The sequence below is a fragment of the Mycobacterium helveticum genome (genome assembly GCF_007714205.1).
In the GTDB taxonomy this organism is placed as follows: Bacteria; Actinomycetota; Actinomycetes; order Mycobacteriales; family Mycobacteriaceae; genus Mycobacterium; species Mycobacterium helveticum.
On record NZ_VMQU01000008.1, the window covers coordinates 30477 to 56869 of the forward strand.

The following is a 26393-nucleotide window of genomic DNA, read 5'->3' on the forward strand; positions in this document are numbered from 1 at the left end:
CGGTGGGAGTGGGACTCCACTTAACTTTCCAGGCGTTCGCCAGGATGGTCGCAGAGGTGAGTTTAGCAGCACCGGAGCCTTTCCCCGCACTTGCGCCTGTCGGTGGCCCGCACCCGCCGCCGAAGTCCGTGCGCCATGCCGGGCGCTTCGCAAGGCTTTTCCAGGATTGAGCGAATATCCTCGCGGTCTGTGACTGTCGCTACGCCTCGTTCCGGCAGCCGGTCGACTTCCCGGTATCACTGGGTCCCGGCGGCCGCCGGCTGGACCGTGGGCGTCATCGCGACGCTGTCGCTGGTGGCCAGCGTGTCGCCGCTGGTCCGCGTGCTGATCAGGGTGCCGCGGGAATTCATCAACAGCTACCTGTTCAACTTCCCCGACACCAGCGTCGCCTGGTCGTTCGTCCTGGCGTTGCTGGCCGCCGCCCTGACGGCACGCAAGCGCATCGCCTGGGTGCTGTTGCTGGGCAACATGGTCCTTTCGGCGGTGCTCAATGCCGGCGAGATCGCCGCGGGCGACAACACCCCGGCCGAGATCCTCGGCGAAAACCTGGGGTTCGCGGTGCACGTCGTGGCGGCCGTCGTGCTGGTGCTGGCGTATCGGGAGTTCTGGGCCAAGGTGCGCAGCGGCGCACTGTTCAAGGCGGCCGCGGTGCTGGTTGTCGCCGAGGCGATCGGGATCGTGGTGTCCTGGGGACTGGTCGAGCTCTGGCCGGGGTCGCTGGCGCGCCAGGACCGGCTGCCCTACGTGGTCAACCGCGTGTTCGGCTTCGCCCTGGCCGATTCGGACCTGTTCAGCGGCCGGCCGCACCTGATCCTCAACGCGATCTTCGGGTTGTTCGGCGCGCTCGCGCTGATCGCGGCGACGATCGTGCTGTTCCAGTCCCAGCGCGCCGAGAACGCGCTGACCGGGGAGGACGAGTCCGCCATCCGCGGGCTGGTCGAGCTGTTCGGCAACAACGACTCCCTGGGATACTTCGCGACGCGCCGCGACAAGTCGGTGGTGTTCGCGAGCAGCGGCCGCGCCGCCATCACCTACCGGGTCGAGGTCGGGGTCTGCCTGGCCAGCGGCGACCCGATCGGTGACCGCAGAGCGTGGCCGCAGGCCATCGCCGCGTGGTTGAGCCTCTGCAAGGCATACGGCTGGGCACCCGGCGTCATGGGCGCCAGTTCGGAGGGGGCGCAGGCTTTTCGTGAGGCCGGCCTCAACGCGCTGGAGCTGGGTGACGAGGCCATCTTGCGGACCGCCGACTACCGGTTGTCCGGGCCGGACATGCGCGGGGTGCGCCAGGCGGTCACGCGGGCCCGCAGGGCCGGGCTCACGGTGCGGATCCGACGGCATCGCGACATTCCCGCCGACGAGATGACCGCGACCATCGAACGCGCCAACGCGTGGCGCGACACCGCCTCCGAACGTGGCTTCTCGATGGCGCTGGGCCGGCTCGGCGACCCCGCCGACGGGGACTGCCTGCTGGTCGAGGCGCTCGATCGCCAGGGCAAGGTCGTCGCGATGCTGTCGCTGGTTCCGTGGGGAACCACCGGCGTCTCGCTGGACCTGATGCGCCGCTCCCCGCAGTCCCCCAACGGGACCATCGAGCTCATGGTCAGCGAACTGGCGCTGGGCGGTGAACAGCTGGGCATCATCCGCATCTCGCTGAACTTCGCGATGTTCCGGTCGGCGTTCGAACAGGGCGCCCAGCTCGGCGCCGGCCCGGTCGCCCGGCTCTGGCGCGGGCTGCTGCTGTTCTTCTCCCGGTGGTGGCAGCTGGAGACGCTGTACCGCTCGAACATGAAGTACCAGCCCGAATGGGTTCCCCGGTACGCGTGCTACGAGGACGCCCGGCTGATCCCGCGGGTCGGCGTCGCCTCGGTGATCGCGGAGGGCTTCCTGGTCCTGCCGTTCAGCCGGCGCGACAAGGCGCACACCGGCCACCACCCGGCCGTGCCGGCCCGGCTGGTCGAGTCCGGGCTGCTGCACGCCGACGGGTCGGCACCCGACGTGAGCGGGCTGCGGCGCGCGGAGGCCGACGGGCAGCGGTCGCACGGCCGCCTGCCCGAGCAGGTAAGGGTGCGCCTGTCCAAGCTGAAAGCCTTGCAGCGCAGCGGTGTTGACGCCTACCCGGTGGGCGCTCCACCCAGCCACACCATCGCCGCGGCGCTCGAGGCCGACGACCGGGAGACCGTCTCGGTGTCCGGCCGGATTCTGCGGATACGCGATTACGGCGGCGTGCTGTTCGCGCAGTTGCGGGACTGGTCGGGCGAACTGCAGGTGCTGCTCGAGAGTTCCCGACTGGACGGCGACGCCCCCGACTTCACCGGCGCCGTCGACCTCGGCGACCTCGTCGAAATGACCGGGCACATGGGCTTCAGCAAAAACGGGACCCGCTCGTTGATCGTCCGCGACTGGCGGATGCTCGGCAAGTGCCTGCGGCCGCTGCCCAACAAGTGGAACGGGCTCACCGACCCGGAGGCTCGGGTGCGGACCCGCTACGTCGACCTGGCGGTCAATCCCGAGTCGCGCGAGCTGATCAAGGCGCGCAGCAGCGTCGTGCGCTCGGTGCGGGACACGTTGTTCGCCAAGGGATTCATCGAGGTCGAGACACCGATCCTGCAGCAGGTCCACGGCGGCGCCACCGCCCGCCCGTTCGTCACCCACATCAACACCTACGACATGGACCTGTTCCTGCGCATCGCCCCGGAGCTCTACCTGAAGCGGTTGTGCGTCGGCGGCATGGAGCGGGTGTTCGAGCTGGGCCGGGCGTTCCGCAACGAGGGTGTCGACTTCAGCCACAACCCGGAGTTCACCCTGCTGGAGGCCTACCAGGCGCATGCCGACTACACGGTGTGGATCGACGGCTGCCGCGAACTCATCCAGAATGCCGCCGCGGCCGCCCACGGCGAGCAGATCGTGATGCGGCCCCGCGGCGGCGCCCACGGCGCCGACCTGGAACCGGTGGACATCTCCGGTATGTGGCCGGTGAAGTCGGTGCACGACGCCGTGTCCGAAGCGCTCGGCGAACGCGTCGACCCCGACACGTCCCTGGCGGCGCTGCGCAGGCTGTGCGACGCCGCGCACATTGCTTACCGGCCGCATTGGGATGCCGGCGCGGTGGTGCTCGAACTGTACGAGCACCTGGTCGAGGACCGCACCGAGCGGCCGACGTTCTACACCGATTTCCCGACGTCCGTGTCGCCGTTGACCCGGCCGCACCGCAGCCGGGCCGGCGTGGCCGAGCGGTGGGACCTGGTGGCGTGGGGGGTTGAGCTGGGCACCGCCTACAGCGAGCTGACCGACCCGGTCGAGCAGCGGCGCCGCCTGCAGGAGCAGTCGCTGCTGGCCGCCGGCGGGGACCCCGAGGCCATGCAGCTCGACGAGGACTTTCTGCAAGCCATGGAGTACGCGATGCCGCCGACCGGCGGGATGGGAATGGGCATCGACCGCGTCGTCATGCTGATCACCGGCCGCAGCATCCGCGAGACGCTGCCGTTCCCGCTGGCAAAGCCGCACTAGCCGGGCGGCGACTCCCAACGAGTCCACGGCGAACATTCGGTGAATACGTTCCAGCGTGGCTGACGATGGACCACAATCGTTCATGTGACAGCGTCCAACCACGCCGCGGCGCAGCTGATGGCAAGTGGCCACATCTCAGTGATGCATGGCTGGGTGCCCGTCACCACCCAGGTCGTCGCCGCGGTGATCCTGGCGCTGGCCGTCGGCCGGCGATCCCGGCGCTGGTGCACGGTGCGGCTGCCGGTGGCCGCATCGGTCGGCGGTGCGGCGGCGTACACGACGCACTGGTACCTCGCCGACCGCGGTCTTTCCAACGACCCGGCACCGGCCGCGGTCTGGCTCTGGATCGCGTTGACGGGGATGGCCGCGGCGCTGCTCCCGCTGGGCTGGCGCAGCGCGCGCCGCTGGCGGCGCGGCGCGGCCCTGACGGCCGTGCCGCTGTGTCTGCTCAGCGCCGCGCTGGCGGTCAACCTGTGGGTCGGCTACTTCCCCACCGTGCAATCCGCCTGGAATCAAATGGTTTCCGGCCCGCTGCCCGACCAAACCGACCAGGCCACCGTCACCGCGATGGCGGCCAAAGGCACCCGGCCGTCGCACGGCAGCGTGCTGCCGGTCGCGATCCCCTCGGTGGCATCGCATTTCAAGCACCGGGGTGAGCTCGTCTACCTTCCGCCCGCCTGGTTCGCCGCGAGCCCACCGCCGCACCTGCCGACGGTGATGATGATCGGCGGACAGTTCAACACGCCCGCGGACTGGACGCGCGCGGGCAACGCGGTCAAGACGATCGACGACTTCGCGGCCGCGCACGAGGGCAAGGCGCCCGTGCTGGTGTTCGTCGATTCCGGCGGCGCGTTCAACAACGACACCGAATGCGTGAACGGGGTGCGCGGCAACGCGGCCGACCACCTCACCAAAGACGTCGTCCCATACCTGGTTTCCACGTTCGGGGTCAGCCCCGACCGCGCGCACTGGGGCGTCGCGGGTTGGTCCATGGGCGGCACCTGCGCCGTGGACCTCACCGTGATGCACCCCGAGATGTTCAGCGCGTTCGTCGACATCGCGGGGGACCTTTCCCCCAACGCCGGGAACAAGGCGCAGACGATCGCCAGACTGTTCGGCGGCAACGGCGACGCGTGGGCGGCCTTCGACCCGACCACGGTGATCACCCGGCACGGGCCCTACACCCGGGTGGCCGGATGGTTCGCGATCTCGGCAGACGGTCCGTCGGCACCACGCCGTGACGTGGCGATCGCCGACACGGGCGCGATGCGCCTCGCCGGCCGCGACGCCGCCGCCAACCCGACCAACCAGACCGCGGCCGCCTACTCGCTGTGCGCACTCGGTCGCGCCAACGGGATCGACTGCGCCGTGCTTCCCCAACCGGGCCGGCACGACTGGCCGTTCGCCGACCGGGCCTTCGCGGCGGCGCTGCCCTGGCTGTCCGGCCAGATCGGCACCCCGGGCGTGCCGCGGACCCCGTTGCCCGGTGCGTCGCCGCCCGCTGTGGCCTCCGCCCCGGTGGTGGTTCCGGCCCAGCGTTCCCGCGGCGGCTCCACCAGGTAGCCGCCCGGAGTCGCATGCCCGACGAACCTGAAGCCGTTGCCGGCGCCGGACACGACGACGCCGGTGTGCCCACCTTCGAATCCGTCCGGGACAAGATCGAGGACCGCTACGCGACGTCGCTGGGCGCCGCCGAACTGGACGCCGAGTCGCCCGAGGGGCGATCGGTCGAGGAGCAGTACGCGCAGCGCAGCCGCGCGGCCGCCGAGCGGCTGGCGCAGATCCGGGAGTCGATGCGCGTCGACGACGGCGACCGCCCGCCGGGCTGATCGAGTCTGCGGTCAGCGCGTTCGGATGCGACGAACGCCCGCGCCGGGTGCAGTTTCGGCGCGGTGACCGCAGACTCAGGCCGTGACTTTGCGCCGCCGGCCGGGCCGCTGCGGGGCGCGCGCGGGAGCACGGCCGACGACCTCGGCGAGGAACTTCCCGGTGTAGCTTTCCGGGACCGCGGCAACGTCCTCCGGAGTGCCTTGTGCGACAACGGTTCCGCCCCCGGAGCCGCCCTCCGGGCCCATGTCGACGATCCAGTCCGACGTCTTGATCACGTCCAGGTTGTGCTCGATGACGATGACCGTATTGCCTTTGTCGACAAGGCCGTTGATGACGTTCAGCAGCTTGCGGATGTCGTCGAAATGCAGCCCGGTGGTGGGTTCGTCGAGGATGTAGATGGTCCGCCCGGTCGAGCGCTTCTGCAGTTCGGCCGCCAGCTTGACGCGCTGCGCCTCGCCGCCGGACAGCGTCGGAGCGGGCTGGCCGAGCCGGACGTAACCCAGCCCGACGTCGACCAGCGTGCGCAGGTAGCGGTGAATGCTGCTGATCGGTTCGAAGAACTCCGCCGCTTCCTCGATCGACATGTCCAGCACTTCGGCGATCGTCTTGCCCTTGTAGTGCACCTCAAGGGTTTCCCGGTTGTACCGGGCGCCGCGGCACACCTCGCAGGGCACGTACACGTCGGGCAGGAAGTTCATTTCGATCTTGATCGTGCCGTCACCGGTGCAGGCCTCGCAACGGCCGCCCTTGACGTTGAACGAGAACCGACCGGGCTGGTAGCCACGGACTTTCGCCTCCGTGGTGGCCGCGAACAGGGTGCGGATCTTGTCGAACACCCCGGTGTAGGTGGCCGGGTTGGAGCGGGGGGTGCGGCCGATCGGCGACTGGTCGACCCGCACCAGCTTGTCGAGGTGATCCAGCCCGGTGACCCGCGTGTGGCGGCCCGGGACCTGCCGGGCGCCGTTGAGCCGGTTGGCCAGCACCGCGGCCAGGATGTCGTTGACCAGCGTGGACTTACCCGAACCCGACACGCCGGTCACCGAGGTTAGCATGCCCAGCGGGAACGCCACGTCGATGCCGCGCAGGTTGTGCTCGCGCGCGCCCACGACAGTCAGCCGCCGGCGCGGGTCGACGGGACGCCGCACGGCGGGAATCGCGATGCTCTCCTTGCCCGACAGGTAGGCGCCGGTCAGAGAGTCGTTGTTGGTCAGCAGTTCGCTGTAGGTTCCGCTGTGCACGATCTGACCGCCGTGCTCGCCGGCCCGCGGGCCGATGTCGACGACCCAGTCGGCGTGGGCGATGGTGTCCTCGTCGTGCTCGACCACGATCAACGTGTTCCCCAAATCCCTTAAGCGGGTGAGGGTTTCGATGAGTCGACGGTTGTCGCGCTGATGCAGCCCGATGGACGGCTCGTCGAGCACGTAGAGCACCCCCACCAGGCCGGACCCGATCTGGGTGGCCAGCCGGATGCGTTGGGCCTCGCCGCCCGACAGCGTCGCCGCCGCCCGCGACAGCGACAGGTACTCCAGCCCGACGTCGAGCAAAAAACCCAGCCGCGACTGGATTTCCTTGAGCACCTGCCCGGCGATCGCCCGCTCCCGCGGGCCCAGGGTGAGGCGCTGAAGAAAATCCGCGCACTCGGAGATCGACAGCGCGCAGACCTCGGCGATCGACTTGGCACCACCCTCCCCTGCGGCCAGTGTCACCGCGAGGATCTCCGGCTTGAGCCGGGTGCCCTCGCACTCCGGGCAGGGCACGTCACGCATGAAGCCCTCGTAGCGCTCCTTCATCTGCTCGGATTCCGTCTGCGCCATCTTGCGCTGCAGGAACGCCAGCACGCCTTCGAAATCGGCGTAGTACGAACGGGTACGGCCGTAGCGGTTGCGGTAGCGCACGTGCACCTGGTGGTCGGAACCCTCCAGAATCGCCTTGCGCGCCTTGGCCGGCAGTTTGCGCCACGGGGTGTCGACGTCGAAGCCGAGCTCCTCGCCGAGCCCGGCCATCATCCGGGTGAAGTACTCCGCGGTGTGACCCGCCGACCACGGCGCCACCGCGCCCTCGGCCAGCGTGCGGTCCGGATCCGGGATCACCAGCTCGGGGTCGACCTCCTTGCGGATACCCAGGCCGCTGCACTCGGGGCACGCCCCGTAGGGCGAGTTGAACGAGAACGACCGCGGCTCCAGGTCGTCGACCGCCAGCGCGTGCCCGTTGGGGCAGGCCAGCTTCTCGGAGAACCGCTGCTCGCGGGGGCGGTCGTGTTCATGGGCCCGATCATCGGGGAACTCCAGCACCACGATGCCGTCGGCCAGGTTCAGCGCCGTCTCCACCGAGTCGGTGAGCCGCTGCTTGGCGCCGGCCTTGACGGTGAGACGGTCCACCACCACCTCGATGTCGTGCTTCTCCTGCTTCTTCAGCTTCGGCGGATCGGTCAGCGGATGCACCACGCCGTCGACCCGCACCCGGCTGTAGCCCTGGGCGTTGAGCTTCTCGAACAGGTCGGCGAACTCGCCCTTGCGGGTGCGCACCACCGGAGCGAGCACCAGGAACCGGGTGCCCTCCGGCATCGCCAGGACCTGGTCGACGATTTGCTGCGGGGTCTGGCGGGCGATCCGCTCCCCGCAGACCGGGCAGTGCGGCGTGCCGGCGCGCGCGTACAGCAGCCGCAGGTAGTCGTACACCTCGGTGATCGTCCCGACCGTCGACCGCGGGTTGCGGTTGGTCGACTTCTGGTCGATCGACACCGCCGGGGAAAGGCCCTCGATGAAGTCGACGTCCGGCTTGTCCATCTGGCCCAGGAACTGGCGGGCGTAGGCCGACAGCGACTCCACGTAGCGGCGCTGCCCCTCGGCGAAGATCGTGTCGAACGCCAGCGACGACTTGCCCGACCCGGACAGCCCGGTGAACACGATCAGCGCGTCGCGGGGCAGGTCGAGGTCGACGCCACGCAGGTTGTGCTCGCGGGCGCCCTTGACGATCAGGCGTTCAGCCACACTGCCCCTTTCCTTGCCACGAGGCGTTTACTGCGCACGGCGCGATCCATGCTATGCGCCCACGCCGACATGCAGCGCCGGACCCGTACCGCGGTAAGTGCGGGGGCGCGCGACAGATTTGTAGGCAGTGGTTGTTGATCTTGATTTTCGGTCGGTCATGTCTCTCGACTTCGCGCTTGGCATCTCGGTGCGTATTCCTGACGGCTGTAGCCGACCACCATCAGTCCAGCGCCGTTTGGACGCCCGTGTGCCCAAAGTCGTTGCCTTTCCGCAGCAGCGGCTCGCGTCTGTCGATCGCCAGGGCATAGGAGATGCAATCGCCGAAGTCCAATCCCGCGGGGTGGCCGCTGCCATTGCCGAAATCTGCGTATGCCCGGCGGGCCAGGTGTGCCTGATGTTCGGTCACCGGTTCGATGATGAAATCGGCTTCGCCGATGAGGTCGTCGAGGCCTCTGCTAACGACCGGGTCACGCTGGGAGTCCAGGACTATCCCGCATTCGAGGTAGCTAACTGCAGACAGTCTGCGTGTATCGGCAGTGGTGATCGCGGCAGCGTAGACCGCGGCGTCGTGCTCTTCCCTCAGAATCGCAGTGATCGCCGACGTGTCGACGATCACGCCGGCAGACCTCGCCTGTCATAGAGCAGAGCAGCGTGGTCGAGCCGCTTTGACTCTGGGCTCATCGATTCTGGGCTCATCCGGGTCGCGGTCTTATGGCCGATGGCCAAGAGCCGGGTGGTGAGATCGTCGCTCTGCAGTCTGGCCAGGCGCTCGTTCACCGCAATCGCCACCGCCTGAGCTTGAGATTCACCGGTGATTTTCGCGATCTGCTTGACCGCCCGGTGCACTGACGGATCTTTGATGTTCAGCGCCACATTGGTACCTTTCTACCCCGGCAATGGCACCGGCATCACAGAGTACGGCTGGGCACTGCCAGCCTAAGCTCGTGGCCGTCGGCGCGGCTGGGCCTGGCGCGACATAGAGTGGCCGGCATGGCGGCAAAGATCGATCCGATGCAGACCCTGGCGGCAATCCTGGCCGAACACGGCCCCTTGCACGAGGACGACATCGCACGTCGGCTGCAGGATGCCGGCGTGACCAACTCGGACGCCGTCCTGGGCGCGCTTCGGCTGGAAATCGATTGCCGTGCAGTGCAGTTGGCTGATGATCGATGGGGGTGGCTGCCCACGCTGCTGGCTGGGCGGGTGTTCACTCACCGGCTCGGCGCGAACGAGGCGGTCCACGACCTGCTCGCGGTGACCCCGGACCTGGACCCGATCATCACGCTCTGCGAGCACGAGCAGTTCGGCCGGCTCGCCGACGGCTCGGCGGTGCAGCTGGTGCTGGACTCGTTCGACGACGAACTGCTCGAAGAGCGTGACATCCCGGCCACCGCGGTCGACCCGGACGGGGCGCTGCTGCTGGAGCCGGGCACGCTGGCGGCGCTGGGGGCCGCCGCGGGCGACCTGGTCGGGATGCGGCTGACCGCCGACGGCCTCGCGGTCGAGCTGATCGGCACACCCACGCCCGGCGCCGGCGTCGGCGCCCGGCTGGCGGACCTGCTCGACCCCGACGAGCCGACGTTCTTCGCCGAGGCGGTCTGGACCGCGTGCGCCGAAGATCCCGCGGTGTTCACCGAGCCGCTGGCACCGCTGTGCGAGATCGCCGAAAACTGCGGTCTAGCACATCAAGGCGAGTGGCTGGCACCCGCCGGGTTCGACTTCGCCGTGTGGCAGTTCGACCGCGGGTGCGCGGTGCTGGCCCTGCGCCACGATCTCGACCCCGACGACGCATTCGCGCTGTACACGCTGATCAAGCTGCATGAGCGGATGGCGCTGGTGCTGCTCGGCGCCGACGAACCGCCGCAGGACGTTGCGTCCGAAGCCGGCGGGGACGCGACCGAGCCCGCGACCAGCCCGTTCCTCGAGCTGGGCGGTCAGCTCGGCGCCGCGCTGGCCGACCCGCTGCTGGCGCAGCTGCTGGTGGCCGAGACCGTCCACGCCGACCCGGCCGGGGCGGCCGCGCTGGGCCTGTTCGCCGAGGTGTTGGAGCCCAAGGTGCCCCGCTCGGCGCGGGTGGCGTTGCGGTGGCTGCGCGCCGTCGCCCACGAGCGGACCGGCGATGTCGACGCGGCCGAACGCGAATTGCTGGCGGCCGAGTCGATGAACACCGACTGGCCGCCGGTACTGGTCGATTTGGCCCGCGTCGCCTCCGATCGCGGCGACGCCGAACGCGGGTTGGCGCTGCTGCGCCGCGCCGGCGTCGAACCCGACCACCCGCTGGTGGAGCTGCTGGAGCGGCACCGCGCCCAGCCGCGCCGCGACCTGGGCCGCAACGAGGCGTGCTGGTGCGGGTCGGGCCGCAAGTACAAGAAATGCCATCTCGGCCGCGAGGAACTGCCGCTGGCCGAGCGGGTGAACTGGTTGTATGCAAAGGCGTGCCACCATACGTTGGTGAGCGGCTGGACCGGCCTGCTGGCCGAGGTGAACTACGAACGCTGGCGGTATCACGACCCCGACGACGACGACCCCGACGACGCGCTGGCCGCGGCGCTGGCCGATCCCCTGGTGCTGGACGCGGTGCTGTTCGAGGGCGGCGCGTTCGCGGAGTTCCTCGAGGTGCGCGGCTCGCTGCTGCCCGACGACGAGCGGCTGCTGGCGCAGCAATGGCTGCTGGTGGAACGGTCGGTGTTCGAGGTCGAGCAGGTGCGGCCCGGCCAGGGCGTCACCGTGCGCGACGTGCGCACCGGCGACACCCACGAGGTGGTCGAGCGGACGGCCAGCCGTCAACTGCAGCCCGGGCAGCTGGTGTGCGCCCGCGTGATGCCCACCGGGGACGCGATGGTGATCTTCGGCGGGATCGAACCGGTCGCGTTGCACGAGCGAGACCCGCTGATCGCGCTGCTCGACAACGAACCCGACCCGGTGACGCTGGTGGCGCAGCTGACCCGCCGGTTCGCGCCGCCGACGCTGGTCAACACCGAGGGCGATCCGCTGGCCATCTGCGAGGCCGTCGTGCGCGTCGGTGACCCGGCCGGCATCCAGGGCGCGCTCGACGAGGCCTACGACCGGGTCGACGGCGAGGAGCCGGCGCAGTGGTTCGAGCACGTCATTACCGATGGCCTGCAACGGATCCGCGCCACCCTGGTCCTCGACGGCGACACGCTGCGCATCGAGACCAACAGCGAAAAGCGGATGGATCGCGTGCTGGCCACGCTGGCACGCCTCGATCCGGCGATGAGGGTGCTCGACGACGACCGGCGCCCCGTGCGCGACACCCGCGAGGCGGCCAAGCTGGCCAAACAGCTGCCGACTACCGGCGCGGGCGCGCTCGACCCCGACGACCCCGAGGTGGCCGGGTTTCTCGGCGAGTTCATCCGCGAATACGAAACCCGCTGGATCAATGAGCCCATCCCCGCACTCAACGGGTATACGCCGCGCCAAGCCGCCGACGACCCCACCCGGCGCGGCGACCTGATCAAACTCCTCGACAGCTTTCCCGCCGGCGCGGCCGCCCGCGGCGGCATGGACGCCGACCGGCTGCGCGCCGCGCTCGGCCTGCGGTAGCCGGGCTGGCGGCGTTCACACCGGGGGCGTCACGCCGACCTCCGCGGCGAATTCGCGGAATTGCTGGTGGCCGGGCAGCGTGTGCAGACACCGTGCCGCCAGGTCGCGGGCGATGTCGGTGTTGCCGCGGCGGTGCGCGAGCCGCGCGGCCAGAAACGTCTGCTCAGGACCGCCCAACGCGGCGTGGGCGGCGATCCTGTCCAGCGGGCCGCCGTCGGTGTCCGCGAGATTTTCCAGCAGCAGGCCGTGCCAGTCCGCCAGCGCGCCCGCCCGCTCCCGCCCGGCGTCGCCGGAACTCCGGGTTCGGCGCGCCGATGCGCCGCCGCCCGACAGCCGGTCCAGCGCCCGCACGTACTGTTCGGCGAAGCCTTCCCAGGTGTCGGCAACGCGCAGCATCCGCGCGAGCACGACGGCCAGCGTCGTCTCCTTCGCCCTGACCGGGCCGTCACCGTAGCGGGTCCAGCCGTGCCGGGACTCCCACCGAATCAACTGCGGTGCAGCGGTTTCGGCGAATGCCTGAAACCCCTGGCGTTCCCACGTCCAGGCCCACAACCCCGCCGCCGCATCGGAGACGACGAAACCCGCCGCCGCCACCGGATCCTCGGAGCGGAAATAGTCGTAACCGCGGGCGTCGCAAGCCAGGTCGATCAGTTGCTCCAGCGCGGACGCCGCGGGCCCGGCATCCTCGGCGCGCAGCGCATCCTGGGCTTCGGTGGCGAGCCGCTTGAAGGTGAAGCGCCAGCGTGACCGCTCGCGCGGTGTCACCCGCCGGTCCCCGCCCAGGTAAGCGCCCGCCCGGGCCAGCGACACGAAGTCGTCGACCTCGTCGCGCACCGTCTCCGGATCGGCCGGCGCCGGTGCGCGCCGCGGCGGCCGAGCCTTCCCGTCGCCGGCCAGCTCGACCTCGATGCGCTCCCGCACGTTCGCCGTGCCGCGCCAGTAGAGATTCCACAACGCCTTGCGCAGGCGTTCCTCGTCGAGCCCGGACACCACTCCGAAGAATTGTTCGCGGTCCATGCGCTTGGCTGCCACGAGGGTGATTATGCCCAGTCTGAGATACACCGCCGGGATGTTGACCCGAGGCTCTACGTTGCTTGCAATATCGATATCACTGGTAATAGCATCTCACGGTGCCCAGTGTGCTGATCCGCGATGTTCCGTCTGATGACCTCGACCAGATCCGGTCCGCGGCGGCTGCGCGAAATATGTCACTACAGGCCTACCTGCTTGAGGCAGTGCACGCGCAGGCCGCTCATCTGCGCCGACGTGAAGCGTTGCGCCGGGTCGCGGCACGGCTGGTAAATCAGCGCGAAGTCGACGAGCAGGACCGTCAAGCGGTGCTCGACGCCATCGATGACGCGTACGCAGCGCGAGGGGCGCAATTGGGCCGTGCCACGTGATCGTGGACGCCTCGGTAGTCATTGACGCGGTGACCGACTCCGGGGCTCGGGGTCAGGCAGCCCGCCAGGCACTCGCCGATCACCCCGCTTCCGAATCTCTCCTGGCCCCGGGACATCTGGCCGTAGAGATCCTGTCCGGCCTCGCGGCAGCCGCAAACCGACCTGGGCATCCGTTGCAGGCCGCCGAGATCGAACAGGCGTTGCTGGACGCGGAGGCCCTGGAGATCACCATCGAAGCCACGCCCTGGACCGACGTCAGGCGCGCGTGGGCACTCGCCCAAACCTTCCTGCGATATCCCGACGCCATCTACCTCGCCAGCGCGGAACGTCACGGGGCCGCGCTGCTCACCAGTGATGCTCGCATCGAACGATCCGGCGCCCCGATCGGCTGCCCGATCATCACGGTCCAACCGGCACGCGGCGGTGACCGCTGATCCGATGAGCAAGTCCACCGGGACATGCCCCGAGAGGATCTCCCGCGTGCTGGACCGAGCGCAAATTACCTGAGGGAGAGGAATTCGGCATTCCCGCTGCTCGCTGGGCGCTGTGTCGGTAGCGCGTTCTATCGTGGCCGACGATGACACTTTTCGCGCACGCATATTCCCGTTGCTGGCAGGATCTGCACAAGGAAACCGAGCAGGAAAGAGCACCGTGGTGAGTGAATCGATCGACAATCCGATCCTCAACTCGCCCTACGAGCAGCCCGACCGCTATTACGAGGTGGGCCCCCAAGGCCCGACGGGCCAGGTCCGCGAGGGCCGCCGGCCCAGCGAGTCGTTCATCCCCATCACGGTAGCCAAGAAGGGCACGGACGCAGGGCAAAGCGCGTTCGACTTCGACGCCACGGGCGAGCGGCGCGAGCGGAACAGCCTGATCAACGACCTTCGCCGCGACGTCGCCGCGTGGCGCAGAGGTGGGGACACTCCGGGGTTACGCCGATCAGCCGCAAGCTGCTGCAGCACTGGGCCGACCTGCAGCACTGGGCCGACCCGGACCGGGAAGAACAGGGTGCTGTTCTGTCAGCGTGAGGCCGCCGAGACGGCGATCTTCCTCACCGAGGTCGCCGGCCGCAAGGGCGTGACCGATTGGCGTCGGCGACTTCAACCGCACAACGACGCCCACAACGGCGGGCTGCCGAGAGCCGCGTTGAAGATGGCGACCGGCGCGGGCAAGACCGTGGTGATGGCGATGCTGATCGCCTGGCAGACGCTGAACAAGGCGCAGACACCGCGGGACGCTCGCTTCTGCAACCGCTTCCTGGTCGTCACGCCGGGCATCACTATCAGGGACCGGCTGCGGGTGCTGCTGCCGGAGGACCCCGAGAATTACTACGACCTTCGTGACTTGATCCCCGCCGACCTCAAGGGCGGCCTGGAGCAGGCCCGTATCGTGATCACGAATTTTCACGCCTTTCAGCTCAAGGACGCCAAGGAGATTCGCAACGTCGCGCGCAACACGCGCCTGCTCCTCAAGGGCGATCGCACCGACGACCCGTTCAAGGAGACCCCGAAGGCGATGGTGGGCCGGGTGCTGCGCGACCTGGGCGCGACCGGCAAGGACACGCAACCGTACAGGCACTACCCAACACCGCGGCTCAGTACCGGCGCGACTTTTTCAGGTCGAAGTAGCGGGTAGTTCCGCCGGTCGACCGACCGCGAACCGGATCATGCGGTACAATATTTTGTACCAGAGAAATCGGAGGTGATGGTCATGGCTCTCACCGCGAGCGAGGCCCGCAAGAGGCTCTTCCCTCTCATTGAGCAAGTCAACAGTGACAGGACAACCGTCGAGATCATCTCCAAGCGCGGAAACGCGGTCCTGATGTCAGCAGATGACTATGCGGCCTGGGTGGAGACCGCGTATCTGTTTCGTTCCCCTGCCAACGCCCGTCGGCTTCTCGACGCCCACGAGGCCTATCGGCGCGGGGAGGTCACCGAGCAACCCCTTGATCGCGAGTGAATCTGCTTTTCACGCCGCAGGGGTGGGAGGACTACCGCCACTGGCAAGACACCGACCGTTCCACATTGAAGCGCCTCAACAAGCTGATCGACGCCACCGTGCGCGATCCGCACACCGGGATAGGTAAGCCCGAACCACTGAAATATGGAATTCAAGCCGGATGGTCACGGCGCATCACCGAGGAGCACCGATTGGTTTACCTCGTGACCGACACCGCAATTGTCGTCCTGCAGGCGCGTTACCGCTACACCAAGTGAGCAGCTGCTGCGGCGGTGTTGGCGACTTCGCCTAAATGTTGCAGCGCAACAGGATTCGCCGCTCTTCGAGCCGGCAAAGGGGCGCGTGCTTATCTGGTCCGGGTGCCGACCAGCGTCTTCGCGATGGCGCCGACATCGTCGTACGGACCCTCGATGTAATACGGAGATCCGTTGTATCCGAACTCAATCGGGCAGGGCCCCGACCACACACCGAGGTGGTCGGCCGCGGCCGCGAAGTCGGGATGGGGTTCGAATCCGAGCCCACGTGCGAATTCGATCGCGCCGAACACCAGATGTTGGGCCAACTCCAGTGGTGCGGACACGGCGAGCCCGTCGTATCCGGCAAACACCGTGTGGCGAAGCTTGGTCAGCTTGTTGGTGGACACCGTTTCGGGGCCCATCGCGTTTTTGACGCCGAGGCAGAACGTGTCGACCAGGTACACGCACACGCGGCTGCGGGACCGCTGGTCTGGGCGCACCACCATCACCGTGACCAGCCCGCCCCCGCTGTCTGCGGCAGCCGGGTCGACGGGCCAGTCCGGGTGCGGCGCGAACGTCAGCCCGTCGTGCCACCCCGGGCTGATCCAACACTCGGCGACGTCGGGCCGGGGTTGGGACTCGGCGTCCTGCGCGGCGATCAACCGGACCAGCGGTGCGACCTTGGCGGGCGACACCCGCAACTTTCGGGCGATCTCTTTGGGCGAGGCGCCTTTCGCCCGCAAGCGCCGAACGTCTTGCAGCAGCACATCATCACTCATGCCTGCAGTATTTCTCAGTCGAGGGCGCACGGCCGTCAGCAGGCCGACGACACGCCGGGAAATCCGGAAATTCACCGGCCGGCCGAGCACCACGCCGGTGATGCCGGCGGGCTAGGGTCGAACGAGCTATGGCACGTCAGGATCTGGAGCGGCGAGTCAGGCTAACCGCCGAGGAGGCGCTGACCCGACAGCGGTACGTCAGCGCGATCGATGTGCTGCTCGGCCTGGGCTGGCTGGCGCCTTCACACCTCGACAGGTGGCGGCAGGGCCGGGTCGACTCGTTGGAGCGCGTCGTGCAGGCAAACCTGCCCAAGATCACGGCGGCGATGACGGAGTTGCGGCGCTGGGCGCAACACAACAGCCTCAATCCGTCAGAGACCGCTTACCTCGCCCGGACTCGCGATCGGCGCCCGCTTCGATTCAGCGTCAGCGGCGACGACGGAATCGAGCGGGCGTATCGGACGCACTGGGTGGCGCCGGAGTTGTCCCAGCGCACGGTCGAACGGCAGAGCCGTCCGCCGGACCTTGTCGTGATCTGGGCGGTCAACGAATGGACGTGCACATCGTGCGGCGGTACCGGCGACGTGCTGTTCATGGAGGACGCGGGCCCGCTGTGTGTGGACTGCGCCGATCTGGCACATCTGGTCTTCCTGCCCGCCGGCGATGCCGCGCTGACCAGGCGTGCAAAGCGAGCCAGCCGCCTTTCGGCGGTGGTGGTGCGGTGGAGCCGGTCACGCAAACGCTACGAGCGCACAGGAATTCTGGTCGAGCCTGATGCGATTGAGCGTGCAGAACAGGAATGCCTGTCCGACGCGGAGATACGCGCCCGCCGCAGGGATCGCAACGCCCTGGGCAGGGCCGACGAGGACGTGCGGTTCCAGGCCGACCTCGCCGCCGCCATCCGGGCACGATTTCCGCGCTGCCCCGCCGGCCGGGCCGAGGCAATCGCGCGTCACGCGGCGAGCCGCGGCAGCGGGCGGATCGGACGCAGCGCGGCAGGGCGGGCACTCGATCCGGGGGCGGTAACACGTGCCGTTGCGGCCTCGGTCCGGCACGTCGACACCGACTACGACCAGTTGCTGATGTCAGGTATCGACCGCGAAACCGCTCGACGTCAGGTACACGAACGCGTCGACGAGGTGCTGCGCACCTGGGGTTGATGGACAGGCGCTGCGGCATTGGCAAGGATCCCGGCGAAGCGGCGCCGCGGGACTCTCTGAATGTCAGGGGTAGACGACACCGACCTCGAGCAAGTGCCAGCGCTTGGCAATTCTCGCCGCGGTGACGAACACCGACCAGCCGGGGCGGGCGAGATCGCTTGCCTTTCGCGGCACGGCGATCGGCCCGACACCATTCTCGAACCAGATCTTGCCGGGCCCCACCTCGACGATCTGAAGGTAGTCCTCGACCCAGTCCCCGGCGTCGACGTGATCCGGGTCGATGGCAGGCGCCTGCCGGGTGACGTCGTGCAGCAGCGCGCCCAGGCGATCGGCCATCGGCAGATCGCGCGCGGCCTCACGGGCTTGTTCACCAGCCTGATCGGCGGATGATCCGTCGATGTAGCCGCGCTCCCCGAGCCAACGCACCAACTTGCCCGTGACCGTGCCGGCAGCCTTCAGCAGATCCTGGCCGGCGATCACCTTGCGCACCATGAAGTAGTCGAGGAATTCGCCGAGGTTCTCCGCGATCTTCTCCGGACCGAACAGGCGGCAGAAGGCACCGTCCTCGTGGCTCGCGAACTCCTCCTCCCAGCGGTGACGCTCTATGTCGTCCAGGGACTGGTAGGCGTACCCGTCGAGGCAATCCCGCAGCAGCTCGACGACCTCCTCATACCGGCGATACGTCCGTTCCGCGAGCCGCTTTCGCTGCTCGGCCAGGAACTGCGGGAGCACTTCGTCGATCGTCATGTCGCTGCGAGCTGCCAGCATGGGCACAAGCCTATCAAGATCGCCACCCCAGCCGACACCTGCGAGACCGAGCAGGAAGTCACGGCTGCGCGAGGGACCGTCCAAACGATCAGGAGTGAGTCGTCGCACGCACGATCGCACCCGCGCCACGATTCCTTGGGAGTTGCGTAGTGATCGCGCTTCGGTGGGGCGCACCCGTAATCTCGACGGTATGTCTGCCCCCGACGACCTTCACAGCGACTACACCGGACACGTCGACCCCGGCACCGCCGCCCGCCGCATCCTGCCCGGCGCCACGATCATCAAGGCTTCGGTGGGGCCGATGGACAACAACGCCTACCTGGTGACCTGCTCCGCGACCGGGGAGACGCTGCTGATCGACGCGGCCAACGACGCCGACACGCTGCTGGGCCTCATCCGCCGCTACGCGCCCAAGATCGCGCTGATCGTGACCAGCCATCAGCACTTCGACCACTGGCAGGCCCTGGCGGCGGTCGCCGAGGCGACCGGCGCCCCGACCGCCGCCCACGAGATCGACGCCGAAGCGCTGCCGGTCAAACCGGACCGATTGCTGGCCGGCGGCGACACGGTGCAGATCGGCGAGCTGACGTTCGACGTCATCCACCTGCGCGGGCACACGCCCGGGTCGGTCGCGCTGGCCCTCGACGGCGAGGCGACCGGCGGCGTCACCCAGCTGTTCACCGGCGACTGCCTCTTCCCGGGCGGCGTGGGCAAGACGTGGCAGCCCGGGGATTTCACCCAGCTGCTCGAGGACGTCACCACCCGGGTTTTCGACGTGTACGACGACGCCACCGTGGTCTATCCCGGTCACGGCGACGACACGATGCTGGGCGCCGAACGCCCCCACCTGCGCGAATGGCGCGAACGCGGCTTCTAGGGCCGGCGGCTCGTCACGACGTGGTGTGCACGATGAGCACGTCGACCTTGGCCCGCCGGGACACGTTGGCCGGCACCGATCCCAGCAGCCGTCCCGCGATGGTGCTCAGGCCGACGTTGCCGACGACGAGCAGGTCGGCCTTCTCCTCCTCGGCCAGCTGCACCAGGGCGTCGACCGGGGCGCCGACGATCGGCCGCTCGTCGACGTTCTTGGCGCCCGCCGCCAGCGCGCGCTCCTTGGCGTCGCGCAGGATCGCGTAGATCGGCGCGGTGCCGGACACCTTGTAGCTCTCCGACCCCAGGACGTCGGCGGCCCGGGCGTCCTGCTGCTGGGGCAAATACGCCGACGCGATGATCAACTTGGCGTCGAGCCCGGCGAGCTGCGCCGCCCGATCCACCGCGCGCATCGACGAGTCCGAGCCGTCAGTTCCTACCACCACGACCTGATAGGCGCCCATTCACCCTCCCATTTCCGGTTGGTCAGCCAGATGACAGTATCGCGTTTGCCCATCGCGCAGGGAAAAGATTCGCACCTGCGCGTGGCGCGGCAGGACCAGCGTTTGCGGGTCCGCGTCGGGCCGACGGACAATCCTCCCCGATGGCAAATCGTGAAATGTCCCCGACGAATCCGGGAAGCCTTGATTTGCAGCGCTTTTCACCATTTTCGCCGACCGCGGGCGGGTCTGCCGCGCCGGCGCCGCGGCCACCGGCGCGGCGCGCGCCCGGTGAACAGGTAATCGGCCGCGCCCTACAGTAAGAGGCGTCATGTCCATGCACACTCTCGAGCAGCGCGTTTCTGAGACCCCCGGGGCCGCGGGAGCCGCGGAGCGGCGCCTGCCATGCGGCAGGTTGCTCGACCCGTGGGCGGTCGCCGCGCTCGCCACCGTCGTCAGCGCCGCCTGGGCGTGCCGGCCTTCGCTGTGGTTCGACGAGGGAGCGACGATCTCGGCGGCGGCGAGCCGGACGCTGCCCGAGCTGTGGCGGCTGCTGGGCCGCATCGACGCCGTCCACGGCCTCTACTACCTGGTGATGCACGGCTGGTTCGCGATCTTCCCGCCCACCGAATTCTGGTCGCGGCTGCCCAGCGCGCTGGCCGTGGGCGCCGCCGCCGCCGGCGTCACGGTGTTCACCAGGCAGTTCACGCCGCGGGCGACCGCGGTGTGCGCCGGTGCCGTGTTCGCCATCCTGCCGCGCATCACCTGGGCGGGGATGGAAGCACGGTCCTACGCGTTCGCGGTCGCGGCGGCCATGTGGCTGACCGTGCTGCTCGTCGCCGCCGTCCAGCGCAACGCGGCGCGGTTGTGGGTGGGGTATGCGCTGGGCCTGGCGGTGTCGATCCTGCTCAGCCTCAACCTGATCCTGTTGGTGACCGTGTACGCCGTGGCGCTGCCGCTGCTGGCCCCCGCAGGGGCCCGCAAGTCGCCGGTCATCCGGTGGGCCGTCGCCTCGGCCGCCGCGGTCGGGCTGATGACACCGTTCCTCGTGTTCGCCCACGGCCAGGTCTTCCAGGTCAACTGGCTCTTCCCGGTCAGCTGGCATTACGCCTTCGACATCGTCCTGCGGCAGTATTTCGACCACAGCGTTCCCTTCGCCGTTCTCGCGGCCGTGCTGGTCGTCGCGGCGGCCGCGGCCCGGCTGAGCGGCGTATCCGCCCCGGCCGGCGCGACGCGCAACCTGGTGGTCCTATGCGCGGCGTGGATCCTGGTCCCGACCGGCCTCGTCGTCGGGTACTCGGCCGTCGCCGAACCGATCTACTTCCCGCGCTACCTGATCCTCACCACGCCCGCGGTGGCCGTCATCATGGCGGTCTGCATCACCACGATCGCCCGCAGGCCGTGGCCGATGGCCGGGGTGGTGCTGGTGCTCGCCGTCGCCGCGGTGCCGAACTACCTGTTCATCCAGCGCTGGCCGTACGCCAAAGAGGGCTGGGATTACAGCCAGGTGGCCGACCTGATCGGCTCCCATGCCGCTGCGGGGGACTGCCTGCTGGTGGACAACACCGTGGGCTGGCGGCCCGGGCCGGTCCGCGCGCTGCTCGCCACGCGGCCGGGGGCATTCCGGTCGCTGATCGACGTCGGGCGCGGCGCGTACGGGCCCAAGGTGGGCTGGCTGTGGGACGGGCACGTCGCGGTGTGGCTGACGACGGCCAAGATCAACCAGTGCTCCACGATCTGGACCATCACCAACAAGGACGGTGCGCTGCCGGATCACCAGGCCGGGTCGTCGTTGCCGCCGGGGACGTTCGGACGCGCCCCCGCGTACCGCTTCCCGGGCTACCTCGGGTTCCACATCGTCGAGCGCTGGCAGTTCCACTACTCGCAGGTGGTCAAGTCGACACGGTGACGGCGGTCCGAGCGTTCAGGCCGGCTCCCGGTCGCCCAACACCCGTCGGCAGATCATGTGCGGCTCTCTTCGTCGCGGGTTTCGCGTCGCAGGCGCACCAACGAGTCGACCGCGTCCCGCTCGGCGTCGGGGACCGGCCGCCGAACCCGCTCCGCTTTCTGCACCACGAACCCCGTCAGGCCGGTGAGGTCGGCGACCACGTCATCCGGGGAGAACAACACCTCGGCATCCTGAGGCCCGCCGACTCCCTCGGTGAGGTTGGTGGTGTCATGGCCTACGACGAGCAGCGTGCCACCGGGTGCAACCGCTGCCGCGGCGTTGCGCAGCGCGGCCCGACGCGCGCCCTGCGCCAGCTGCAGATAGGCGACGATGACCGCGTCGAACGATCCGGTCGGCAGCGCCTCGCTCACCACATCGGCCCGCTGGAAGTCGACCCGGTCGGCGACCCCGGCGTGGCTCGCCAACTGCGCTGCCCGCTCCAGTCCCCGCACGGAGAAGTCGACACCGACGACGTGCCAGCCGCGGCCGGCCAACCAGATCGCGTTTCGGCCCTCACCGCACGCCACATCCAGCGCGCGTCCCGGCGATGCCTCAGCGAGTTCAGCGGCGACGAACCTGTTCGGTTCGATCCCCCACAACAGTCCGGCCTCGCCGTAGCGGCTATCCCACGCCTGCACATCCATGGCATGCTCTAATCCTGCTGTCTATCAAACGGTGTCGTAGCGATGGGCCGCTGACCTAAGGCAACGCCCACAGTCGTCACGGGAGCGGCAGCCGGTCCATGGTGAACTCGGTGGCGGGCATCCCCCAAGAGGCGGGCTTGCCGCCGGTTCGGAAGTACATCTCTTTGAACGCCATCTTCATCGCCCACGCCGCGTAGCCCATCTTGAAGACGCTGGTCTTTCCGCCGTACCAGGTGTCGGAATGGATGTAGAAACCCTTGTGTCCGCCCATGTCGCCAAAGCAGATGATCTCAGGTCGATAGGCGTCACCGATCTGGGCCCGGTCGAGGCTTCCGACCTCGACCGCGATCTGGCGGGCCACGATCTCGGCCTGCTGGTGGCCGAGCGAACCGAGCTTGGGCACGGTCAGCGCTGCGGCGTCACCCACGGCGAAAACCTCGGGATGATCGGAGTTGCGCATGTCGGTGCCGGTGAGCACGAAACCGTACTCGTCGGTGATCGGCAGATCCTTCAGAAATGCGTGCGGCACCCAGTCGGGCATGAGGATCTTCAATTCGGCTTCCACGCTGTGGCCGTTGGCGAACTCGATGCCGTCGGCAGTGAGTCGCGAGACGTCCTCGGTGTCGGACAGGTATCCGAAACCCATGTCGGTGGCCAGCCCCAGGAACTCCTTCACGATCTGTTCACCGGCGTCCTCGGCGATCGTGCCACCCGGGGTGAACAACGTGATTTTGTGGGCGTCGCCCATCGAGTGCTCGCCGAGCCAGTGCTCCATCGACAGCGCCAACTCCAGCGGTGGCCCTTCGCAGGCTGCCTCGGCGACCGGCAGCCAGTCGGGCTTGTGCTCGAGGCCCTGGTGGAATCGGGCAGACCCGATCGCGATCGGACCGCCCCGATAACCACCGCCGAAAAGCTTGCGCCGCAATTTGTTACCGTAGTGTCCGCTGGAGACGGTGTCGCCGAACTCGCCGAAACCCTCGATCCGGTCATAGGCCAGTCGGTTGCCCAGTGCCACCACGAGATAGTCGTAGCGGATTGCCTCGGGCGCCGAGCCCGCGCGATCGGCCGGGGTGAAAACCACCTGCTTGGCGTCGGGGTCGATGGCGGTTACCGAGGCGTTGATGAACGCATTGCCGTCGCGGTCATGGAACCGGACCGTTTCCATGTTCATCGTCACCAGCGGGTCGTGATCGGCGAACACCTCCATCGGAATGTTCGGCACGAAGATCAGGTACGGGTTGCGGTCGATCACCGTGATGTCGACCGCCTCGCCGCACTGTGCCCGGATAAAGCGTGCGGTGGTCAGCCCCGCGAAGCTGCTGCCCAGGATCACCACCCCAGGACGCGCGCGGCTCATGACGCCACCGCCCCTGCGGCCTGGCCACCCGCGCCCCGATCACCCGGAGGGCGCCAACCGGTTCGGGCCCCGCCGAGGCCGGGGAAACTCGGTCGGTCGATGTCGACGGCGAGACTCGGCATTGGCCTCACGGCAGCCGGACTTCTAATTCTAATCATGTTGTACCTCCTTTGTGTTGACTCTTCCGCTGCAACCGATCTCGGCGACAATCGACTGGCCAGGCGAACCAACATCACCCGCGCGTTCGCTCCCGTAACCGCATCCACGGCGATGAGGTGTCGACGCAGCAAGACCAGCGACTGGCCAATGCCAACGTCATCTCGCAAGACCTCGTCCGCAGAAGCCAAACCATCCGCTACCACTACGTGGTTCAACGAGACTCCCGCTCGATCTCGGTGGGGATGCCGATTCGATGCAGCAGAACACTGGTCGGGCACCAGCCCACCGCCGCGTCGAGCAGCAGGTTGACTCCCACGAAACCGGTAAGAATCCTCCAACGGGCTGAATATTTTCGCCCCAGAGCCAGAGTCACCAGCACCATGCCACCCGCCAACAGGTGAATGATCCGCTCCACCGGCCAACCTTGCGGCCGGGGCATCCCGAACGCTCCCCGTTCAATCGGTGCGGTGCCTCGGCCGATCTGCATCAACACTTCAACCCCTCCCGCGTCGTGGCACACAAGGCGGCCATCCCGGACGGCCTGGTTTTGTCAGGGGTTCCCCGCCAAGTGCGAAACAAACCATCCGTCACTTGAGGCCGGCGGCGTCCATCCCCCGCAGTTCCTTCTTCAGGTCGGCGATCTCGTCGCGGAACCGGGCGGCCAACTCGAACTGCAGATCGCGGGCGGCCGCCATCATCTGCGCGGTGAGGTCCTTGATGAGGTCGGCCAGCTCGGCGCGCGGCATGTTCGCGGTGTCGCGACCCTCGAACACGCCCGCGCTCACCGCGCGTCCGGGCTCCCCCTGCGCGCGCCGGCCGCGGGAGGCGTTGCGGCCCGACCCGCCGATCCCGACGTCCGTGTCGTCCGCCTCGCGGTAGACCTGGTCGAGGATGTCGGCGATCTTCTTGCGCAGCGGTTGTGGGTCGATGCCGCGGGCCTCGTTGTAGGCGATCTGCTTGGCCCGTCGCCGCTCGGTCTCGTCGATGGCCTCTTTCATCGACGCGGTGATGGTGTCGGCGTACATGTGCACCTCCCCGGAGACGTTGCGGGCGGCGCGCCCGATCGTCTGGATCAGGCTGCGCGACGACCGCAGGAAGCCCTCCTTGTCCGCGTCGAGGATCGCCACCAACGCCACCTCCGGCAGGTCCAGGCCCTCCCGCAGCAAGTTGATGCCCACCAGCACGTCGTATTCGCCCAACCGCAGCTGGCGCAGCAGTTCGACGCGGCGCAACGTGTCGACCTCGGAGTGCAGGTAGCGCACCCGGATGCCCATCTCGAGCAGGTAGTCGGTGAGGTCCTCGGCCATCTTCTTGGTCAGGGTGGTCACCAGCACCCGCTGGTCGGCGGCGGTGCGTTTGCGGATCTCGCCGATGAGGTCGTCGATCTGGCCCTTCGTCGGCTTGACCACCACCTTCGGGTCCACCAGGCCGGTGGGGCGGATCACCTGCTCGACGAACTCGCCGCCGGCCTGGCCCAGCTCGTAGGGGCCGGGCGTGGCCGACAGGTACACCGTCTGCCCGACGCGGTCGGCGAATTCCTCCCAGGTCAGCGGCCGGTTGTCGACCGCCGAGGGCAACCGGAACCCGTACTCCACCAGGTTTCGCTTGCGCGACATGTCGCCCTCGTACATGCCGCCGATCTGCGGCACGGTGACGTGTGACTCGTCGATGACCAGCAGGAAGTCCTCCGGGAAGTAGTCCAGCAGCGTGGCGGGAGGGGACCCGGCCGACCTCCCGTCTATGTGGCGCGAGTAGTTCTCGATGCCGGAGCAGAAACCGACCTGACGCATCATCTCGATGTCGTAGTTGGTCCGCATCCGCAACCGCTGGGCCTCCAGCAGCTTGCCCTGGGCCTCGAACTCGGCGAGGCGCCCGGCGAGCTCCTGCTCGATGGTGGCGATCGCCTGGGCCATCCGCTCGGGACCGGCCACGTAGTGGGTGGCCGGGAAGATTCGCAGCGAGTCGACCTGGCGGATCACCTCGCCGGTCAGCGGGTGCAGGTAGTACAGCGCCTCGACCTCGTCGCCGAAGAACTCGACGCGGACCGCCAGCTCCTCGTACGACGGGATGATCTCCATCGTGTCGCCGCGCACCCGGAACGCGCCGCGGGTGAACGACAGGTCGTTGCGCGTGTACTGGACGTCGACCAGCAGCCGCAGCAAGGCGTCCCGGGCCACCTCGGTGCCGACCTGCAGTTCCACCGAGCGGTCCAGGTAGGACTGCGGGGTGCCCAGGCCGTAGATGCACGACACCGACGCGACCACCACCACGTCGCGGCGCGACAGCAGCGACGACGTCGCGGAGTGCCGCAGCCGCTCGACGTCGTCGTTGATGGAGCTGTCCTTCTCGATGTAGGTGTCGGTCTGCGCGATGTAGGCCTCCGGCTGGTAGTAGTCGTAGTACGACACGAAGTATTCGACCGCGTTGTGCGGCAACATCTCTCGCAGCTCGTTGGCAAGCTGCGCGGCCAGCGTCTTGTTCGGCGCCATCACCAGCGCGGGCCGTTGCAGTCGCTCGATGAGCCACGCGGTGGTCGCCGATTTACCCGTACCGGTGGCGCCGAGCAGCACCACGTCGCGCTCGCCGGCCCGGATGCGCCGCTCCAGCTCGTCGATGGCGGCCGGCTGGTCGCCGGCGGGCTCGTGGGGGCTGACCACCTCGAAGCGCGCCCCGCTGCGCACCACGTCCTCGACCGCCCGGTATTCCGAGTGCGCGACGACCGGGTGCTCGGTAGCAAAAGCCATGTGTCCAGGGTAGAGCGACCCACCGACACGCGGCCCGG

The 26393-nt window shown here is 68.6% G+C and carries 21 protein-coding genes and 2 pseudogenes; 12 read left to right on the forward strand and 11 right to left on the reverse strand.

The window, feature by feature from the left end; translation table 11 throughout:
- Window positions 1-189: 189 nt before the first annotated feature.
- The 3 genes from lysX to FPZ47_RS03295 all read left to right on the forward strand — a co-directional run bounded on the left by lysX (window position 190) and on the right by FPZ47_RS03295 (window position 5336).
- Complete coding sequence (gene lysX, locus FPZ47_RS03285; protein WP_246133284.1) at window positions 190-3507, forward strand: bifunctional lysylphosphatidylglycerol synthetase/lysine--tRNA ligase LysX; 3318 nt, start codon at window positions 190-192, stop codon at window positions 3505-3507.
- Between the two features lie 117 nt (window positions 3508-3624).
- Window positions 3625-5070 carry an alpha/beta hydrolase gene (locus FPZ47_RS03290; RefSeq protein WP_210419825.1) on the forward strand — a complete coding sequence of 482 codons (1446 nt, stop codon included), beginning with the start codon at window positions 3625-3627 and terminating at the stop codon, window positions 5068-5070.
- A 14-nt stretch (window positions 5071-5084) separates the two neighbouring features.
- A complete protein-coding gene (locus FPZ47_RS03295) occupies window positions 5085-5336 on the forward strand; it encodes a PspA/IM30 family protein (protein ID WP_144948956.1) in 252 nt (83 codons plus the stop codon).
- Window positions 5337-5411: 75 nt separating this feature from the next.
- On the opposite strand, the gene uvrA is transcribed toward FPZ47_RS03295, so the two are convergent.
- From uvrA to FPZ47_RS03310, 3 genes are all read right to left on the reverse strand, one after another.
- Window positions 5412-8327 (reverse strand): excinuclease ABC subunit UvrA, encoded by a 2916-nt coding sequence (gene uvrA / locus FPZ47_RS03300; RefSeq protein ID WP_144948959.1) that lies wholly within the window; start codon window positions 8325-8327, stop codon window positions 5412-5414.
- A 220-nt stretch (window positions 8328-8547) separates the two neighbouring features.
- On the reverse strand, window positions 8548-8943 hold the full coding sequence (locus FPZ47_RS03305) for a type II toxin-antitoxin system VapC family toxin (protein WP_144948962.1): 396 nt from the start codon (window positions 8941-8943) through the stop codon (window positions 8548-8550).
- The gene (locus tag FPZ47_RS03310) at window positions 8940-9200 is read right to left on the reverse strand and encodes a type II toxin-antitoxin system VapB family antitoxin (protein WP_144948965.1); all 261 of its coding nucleotides are present in this window, start codon (window positions 9198-9200) and stop codon (window positions 8940-8942) included. The genes FPZ47_RS03305 and FPZ47_RS03310 overlap by 4 nt, the downstream gene beginning before the upstream one ends.
- 117 nt (window positions 9201-9317) lie before the next feature.
- On the opposite strand from FPZ47_RS03310, the gene FPZ47_RS03315 reads away from it, so the two are divergent.
- Window positions 9318-11891, forward strand: a complete 2574-nt coding sequence (locus FPZ47_RS03315; protein ID WP_144948968.1) for an SEC-C domain-containing protein — start codon at window positions 9318-9320, stop codon at window positions 11889-11891.
- A gap of 555 nt (window positions 11892-12446) precedes the next feature.
- Here the strand turns inward: FPZ47_RS03315 and FPZ47_RS29220 are convergent.
- A pseudogene (locus FPZ47_RS29220) lies at window positions 12447-12908 on the reverse strand (hypothetical protein); the annotation flags it as partial.
- Between the two features lie 113 nt (window positions 12909-13021).
- Between FPZ47_RS29220 and FPZ47_RS03325 the strand changes: the two are divergent.
- The 5 genes and pseudogenes from FPZ47_RS03325 to FPZ47_RS03345 all read left to right on the forward strand — a co-directional run bounded on the left by FPZ47_RS03325 (window position 13022) and on the right by FPZ47_RS03345 (window position 15507).
- A complete protein-coding gene (locus FPZ47_RS03325; RefSeq protein WP_144948974.1) occupies window positions 13022-13291 on the forward strand; it encodes a hypothetical protein in 270 nt (89 codons plus the stop codon).
- Window positions 13288-13725: a type II toxin-antitoxin system VapC family toxin gene (locus FPZ47_RS03330; protein ID WP_144948977.1), complete on the forward strand. Its 438-nt coding sequence runs from the start codon at window positions 13288-13290 to the stop codon at window positions 13723-13725. The genes FPZ47_RS03325 and FPZ47_RS03330 overlap by 4 nt, the downstream gene beginning before the upstream one ends.
- 220 nt (window positions 13726-13945) lie before the next feature.
- Window positions 13946-14857 (forward strand): annotated as a pseudogene (locus FPZ47_RS03335) (DEAD/DEAH box helicase family protein); the annotation flags it as partial.
- Between the two features lie 144 nt (window positions 14858-15001).
- Complete coding sequence (locus FPZ47_RS03340; protein ID WP_144948980.1) at window positions 15002-15250, forward strand: type II toxin-antitoxin system Phd/YefM family antitoxin; 249 nt, start codon at window positions 15002-15004, stop codon at window positions 15248-15250.
- Window positions 15247-15507: a Txe/YoeB family addiction module toxin gene (locus tag FPZ47_RS03345; protein WP_144948983.1), complete on the forward strand. Its 261-nt coding sequence runs from the start codon at window positions 15247-15249 to the stop codon at window positions 15505-15507. The genes FPZ47_RS03340 and FPZ47_RS03345 overlap by 4 nt, the downstream gene beginning before the upstream one ends.
- Before the next feature lie 89 nt (window positions 15508-15596).
- On the opposite strand, the gene FPZ47_RS03350 is transcribed toward FPZ47_RS03345, so the two are convergent.
- Complete coding sequence (locus FPZ47_RS03350) at window positions 15597-16265, reverse strand: helix-turn-helix domain-containing protein (RefSeq protein WP_144948985.1); 669 nt, start codon at window positions 16263-16265, stop codon at window positions 15597-15599.
- 128 nt (window positions 16266-16393) lie between these two features.
- Between FPZ47_RS03350 and FPZ47_RS03355 the strand changes: the two genes are divergently transcribed.
- Window positions 16394-17425 carry a DUF2293 domain-containing protein gene (locus FPZ47_RS03355; RefSeq protein WP_144948988.1) on the forward strand — a complete coding sequence of 344 codons (1032 nt, stop codon included), beginning with the start codon at window positions 16394-16396 and terminating at the stop codon, window positions 17423-17425.
- A 63-nt stretch (window positions 17426-17488) separates the two neighbouring features.
- On the opposite strand, the gene FPZ47_RS03360 is transcribed toward FPZ47_RS03355, so the two are convergent.
- A complete protein-coding gene (locus FPZ47_RS03360) occupies window positions 17489-18277 on the reverse strand; it encodes a hypothetical protein (RefSeq protein WP_144948991.1) in 789 nt (262 codons plus the stop codon).
- A gap of 106 nt (window positions 18278-18383) precedes the next feature.
- On the opposite strand from FPZ47_RS03360, the gene FPZ47_RS03365 reads away from it, so the two are divergent.
- On the forward strand, window positions 18384-19070 hold the full coding sequence (locus tag FPZ47_RS03365; protein WP_145039326.1) for an MBL fold metallo-hydrolase: 687 nt from the start codon (window positions 18384-18386) through the stop codon (window positions 19068-19070).
- 13 nt (window positions 19071-19083) lie between these two features.
- Here FPZ47_RS03365 and FPZ47_RS03370 read toward each other — a convergent pair whose 3' ends face one another.
- A complete protein-coding gene (locus FPZ47_RS03370; protein ID WP_144948998.1) occupies window positions 19084-19527 on the reverse strand; it encodes a universal stress protein in 444 nt (147 codons plus the stop codon).
- A gap of 307 nt (window positions 19528-19834) precedes the next feature.
- Between FPZ47_RS03370 and FPZ47_RS03375 the strand changes: the two genes are divergently transcribed.
- Window positions 19835-21412, forward strand: coding sequence for a mannosyltransferase (locus FPZ47_RS03375; protein ID WP_144949000.1), 1578 nt, complete (start codon window positions 19835-19837; stop codon window positions 21410-21412).
- Window positions 21413-21465: 53 nt separating this feature from the next.
- On the opposite strand, the gene FPZ47_RS03380 is transcribed toward FPZ47_RS03375, so the two are convergent.
- From FPZ47_RS03380 to uvrB, 4 genes are all read right to left on the reverse strand, one after another.
- The gene (locus FPZ47_RS03380; protein ID WP_144949003.1) at window positions 21466-22095 is read right to left on the reverse strand and encodes a class I SAM-dependent methyltransferase; all 630 of its coding nucleotides are present in this window, start codon (window positions 22093-22095) and stop codon (window positions 21466-21468) included.
- A 76-nt stretch (window positions 22096-22171) separates the two neighbouring features.
- Window positions 22172-23452: an NAD(P)/FAD-dependent oxidoreductase gene (locus FPZ47_RS03385; protein ID WP_144949006.1), complete on the reverse strand. Its 1281-nt coding sequence runs from the start codon at window positions 23450-23452 to the stop codon at window positions 22172-22174.
- 370 nt (window positions 23453-23822) lie between these two features.
- The gene (locus FPZ47_RS03390; RefSeq protein WP_144949080.1) at window positions 23823-24098 is read right to left on the reverse strand and encodes a YgaP family membrane protein; all 276 of its coding nucleotides are present in this window, start codon (window positions 24096-24098) and stop codon (window positions 23823-23825) included.
- A gap of 100 nt (window positions 24099-24198) precedes the next feature.
- On the reverse strand, window positions 24199-26355 hold the full coding sequence (uvrB, locus tag FPZ47_RS03395; RefSeq protein ID WP_144949009.1) for an excinuclease ABC subunit UvrB: 2157 nt from the start codon (window positions 26353-26355) through the stop codon (window positions 24199-24201).
- Window positions 26356-26393: the final 38 nt, after the last annotated feature.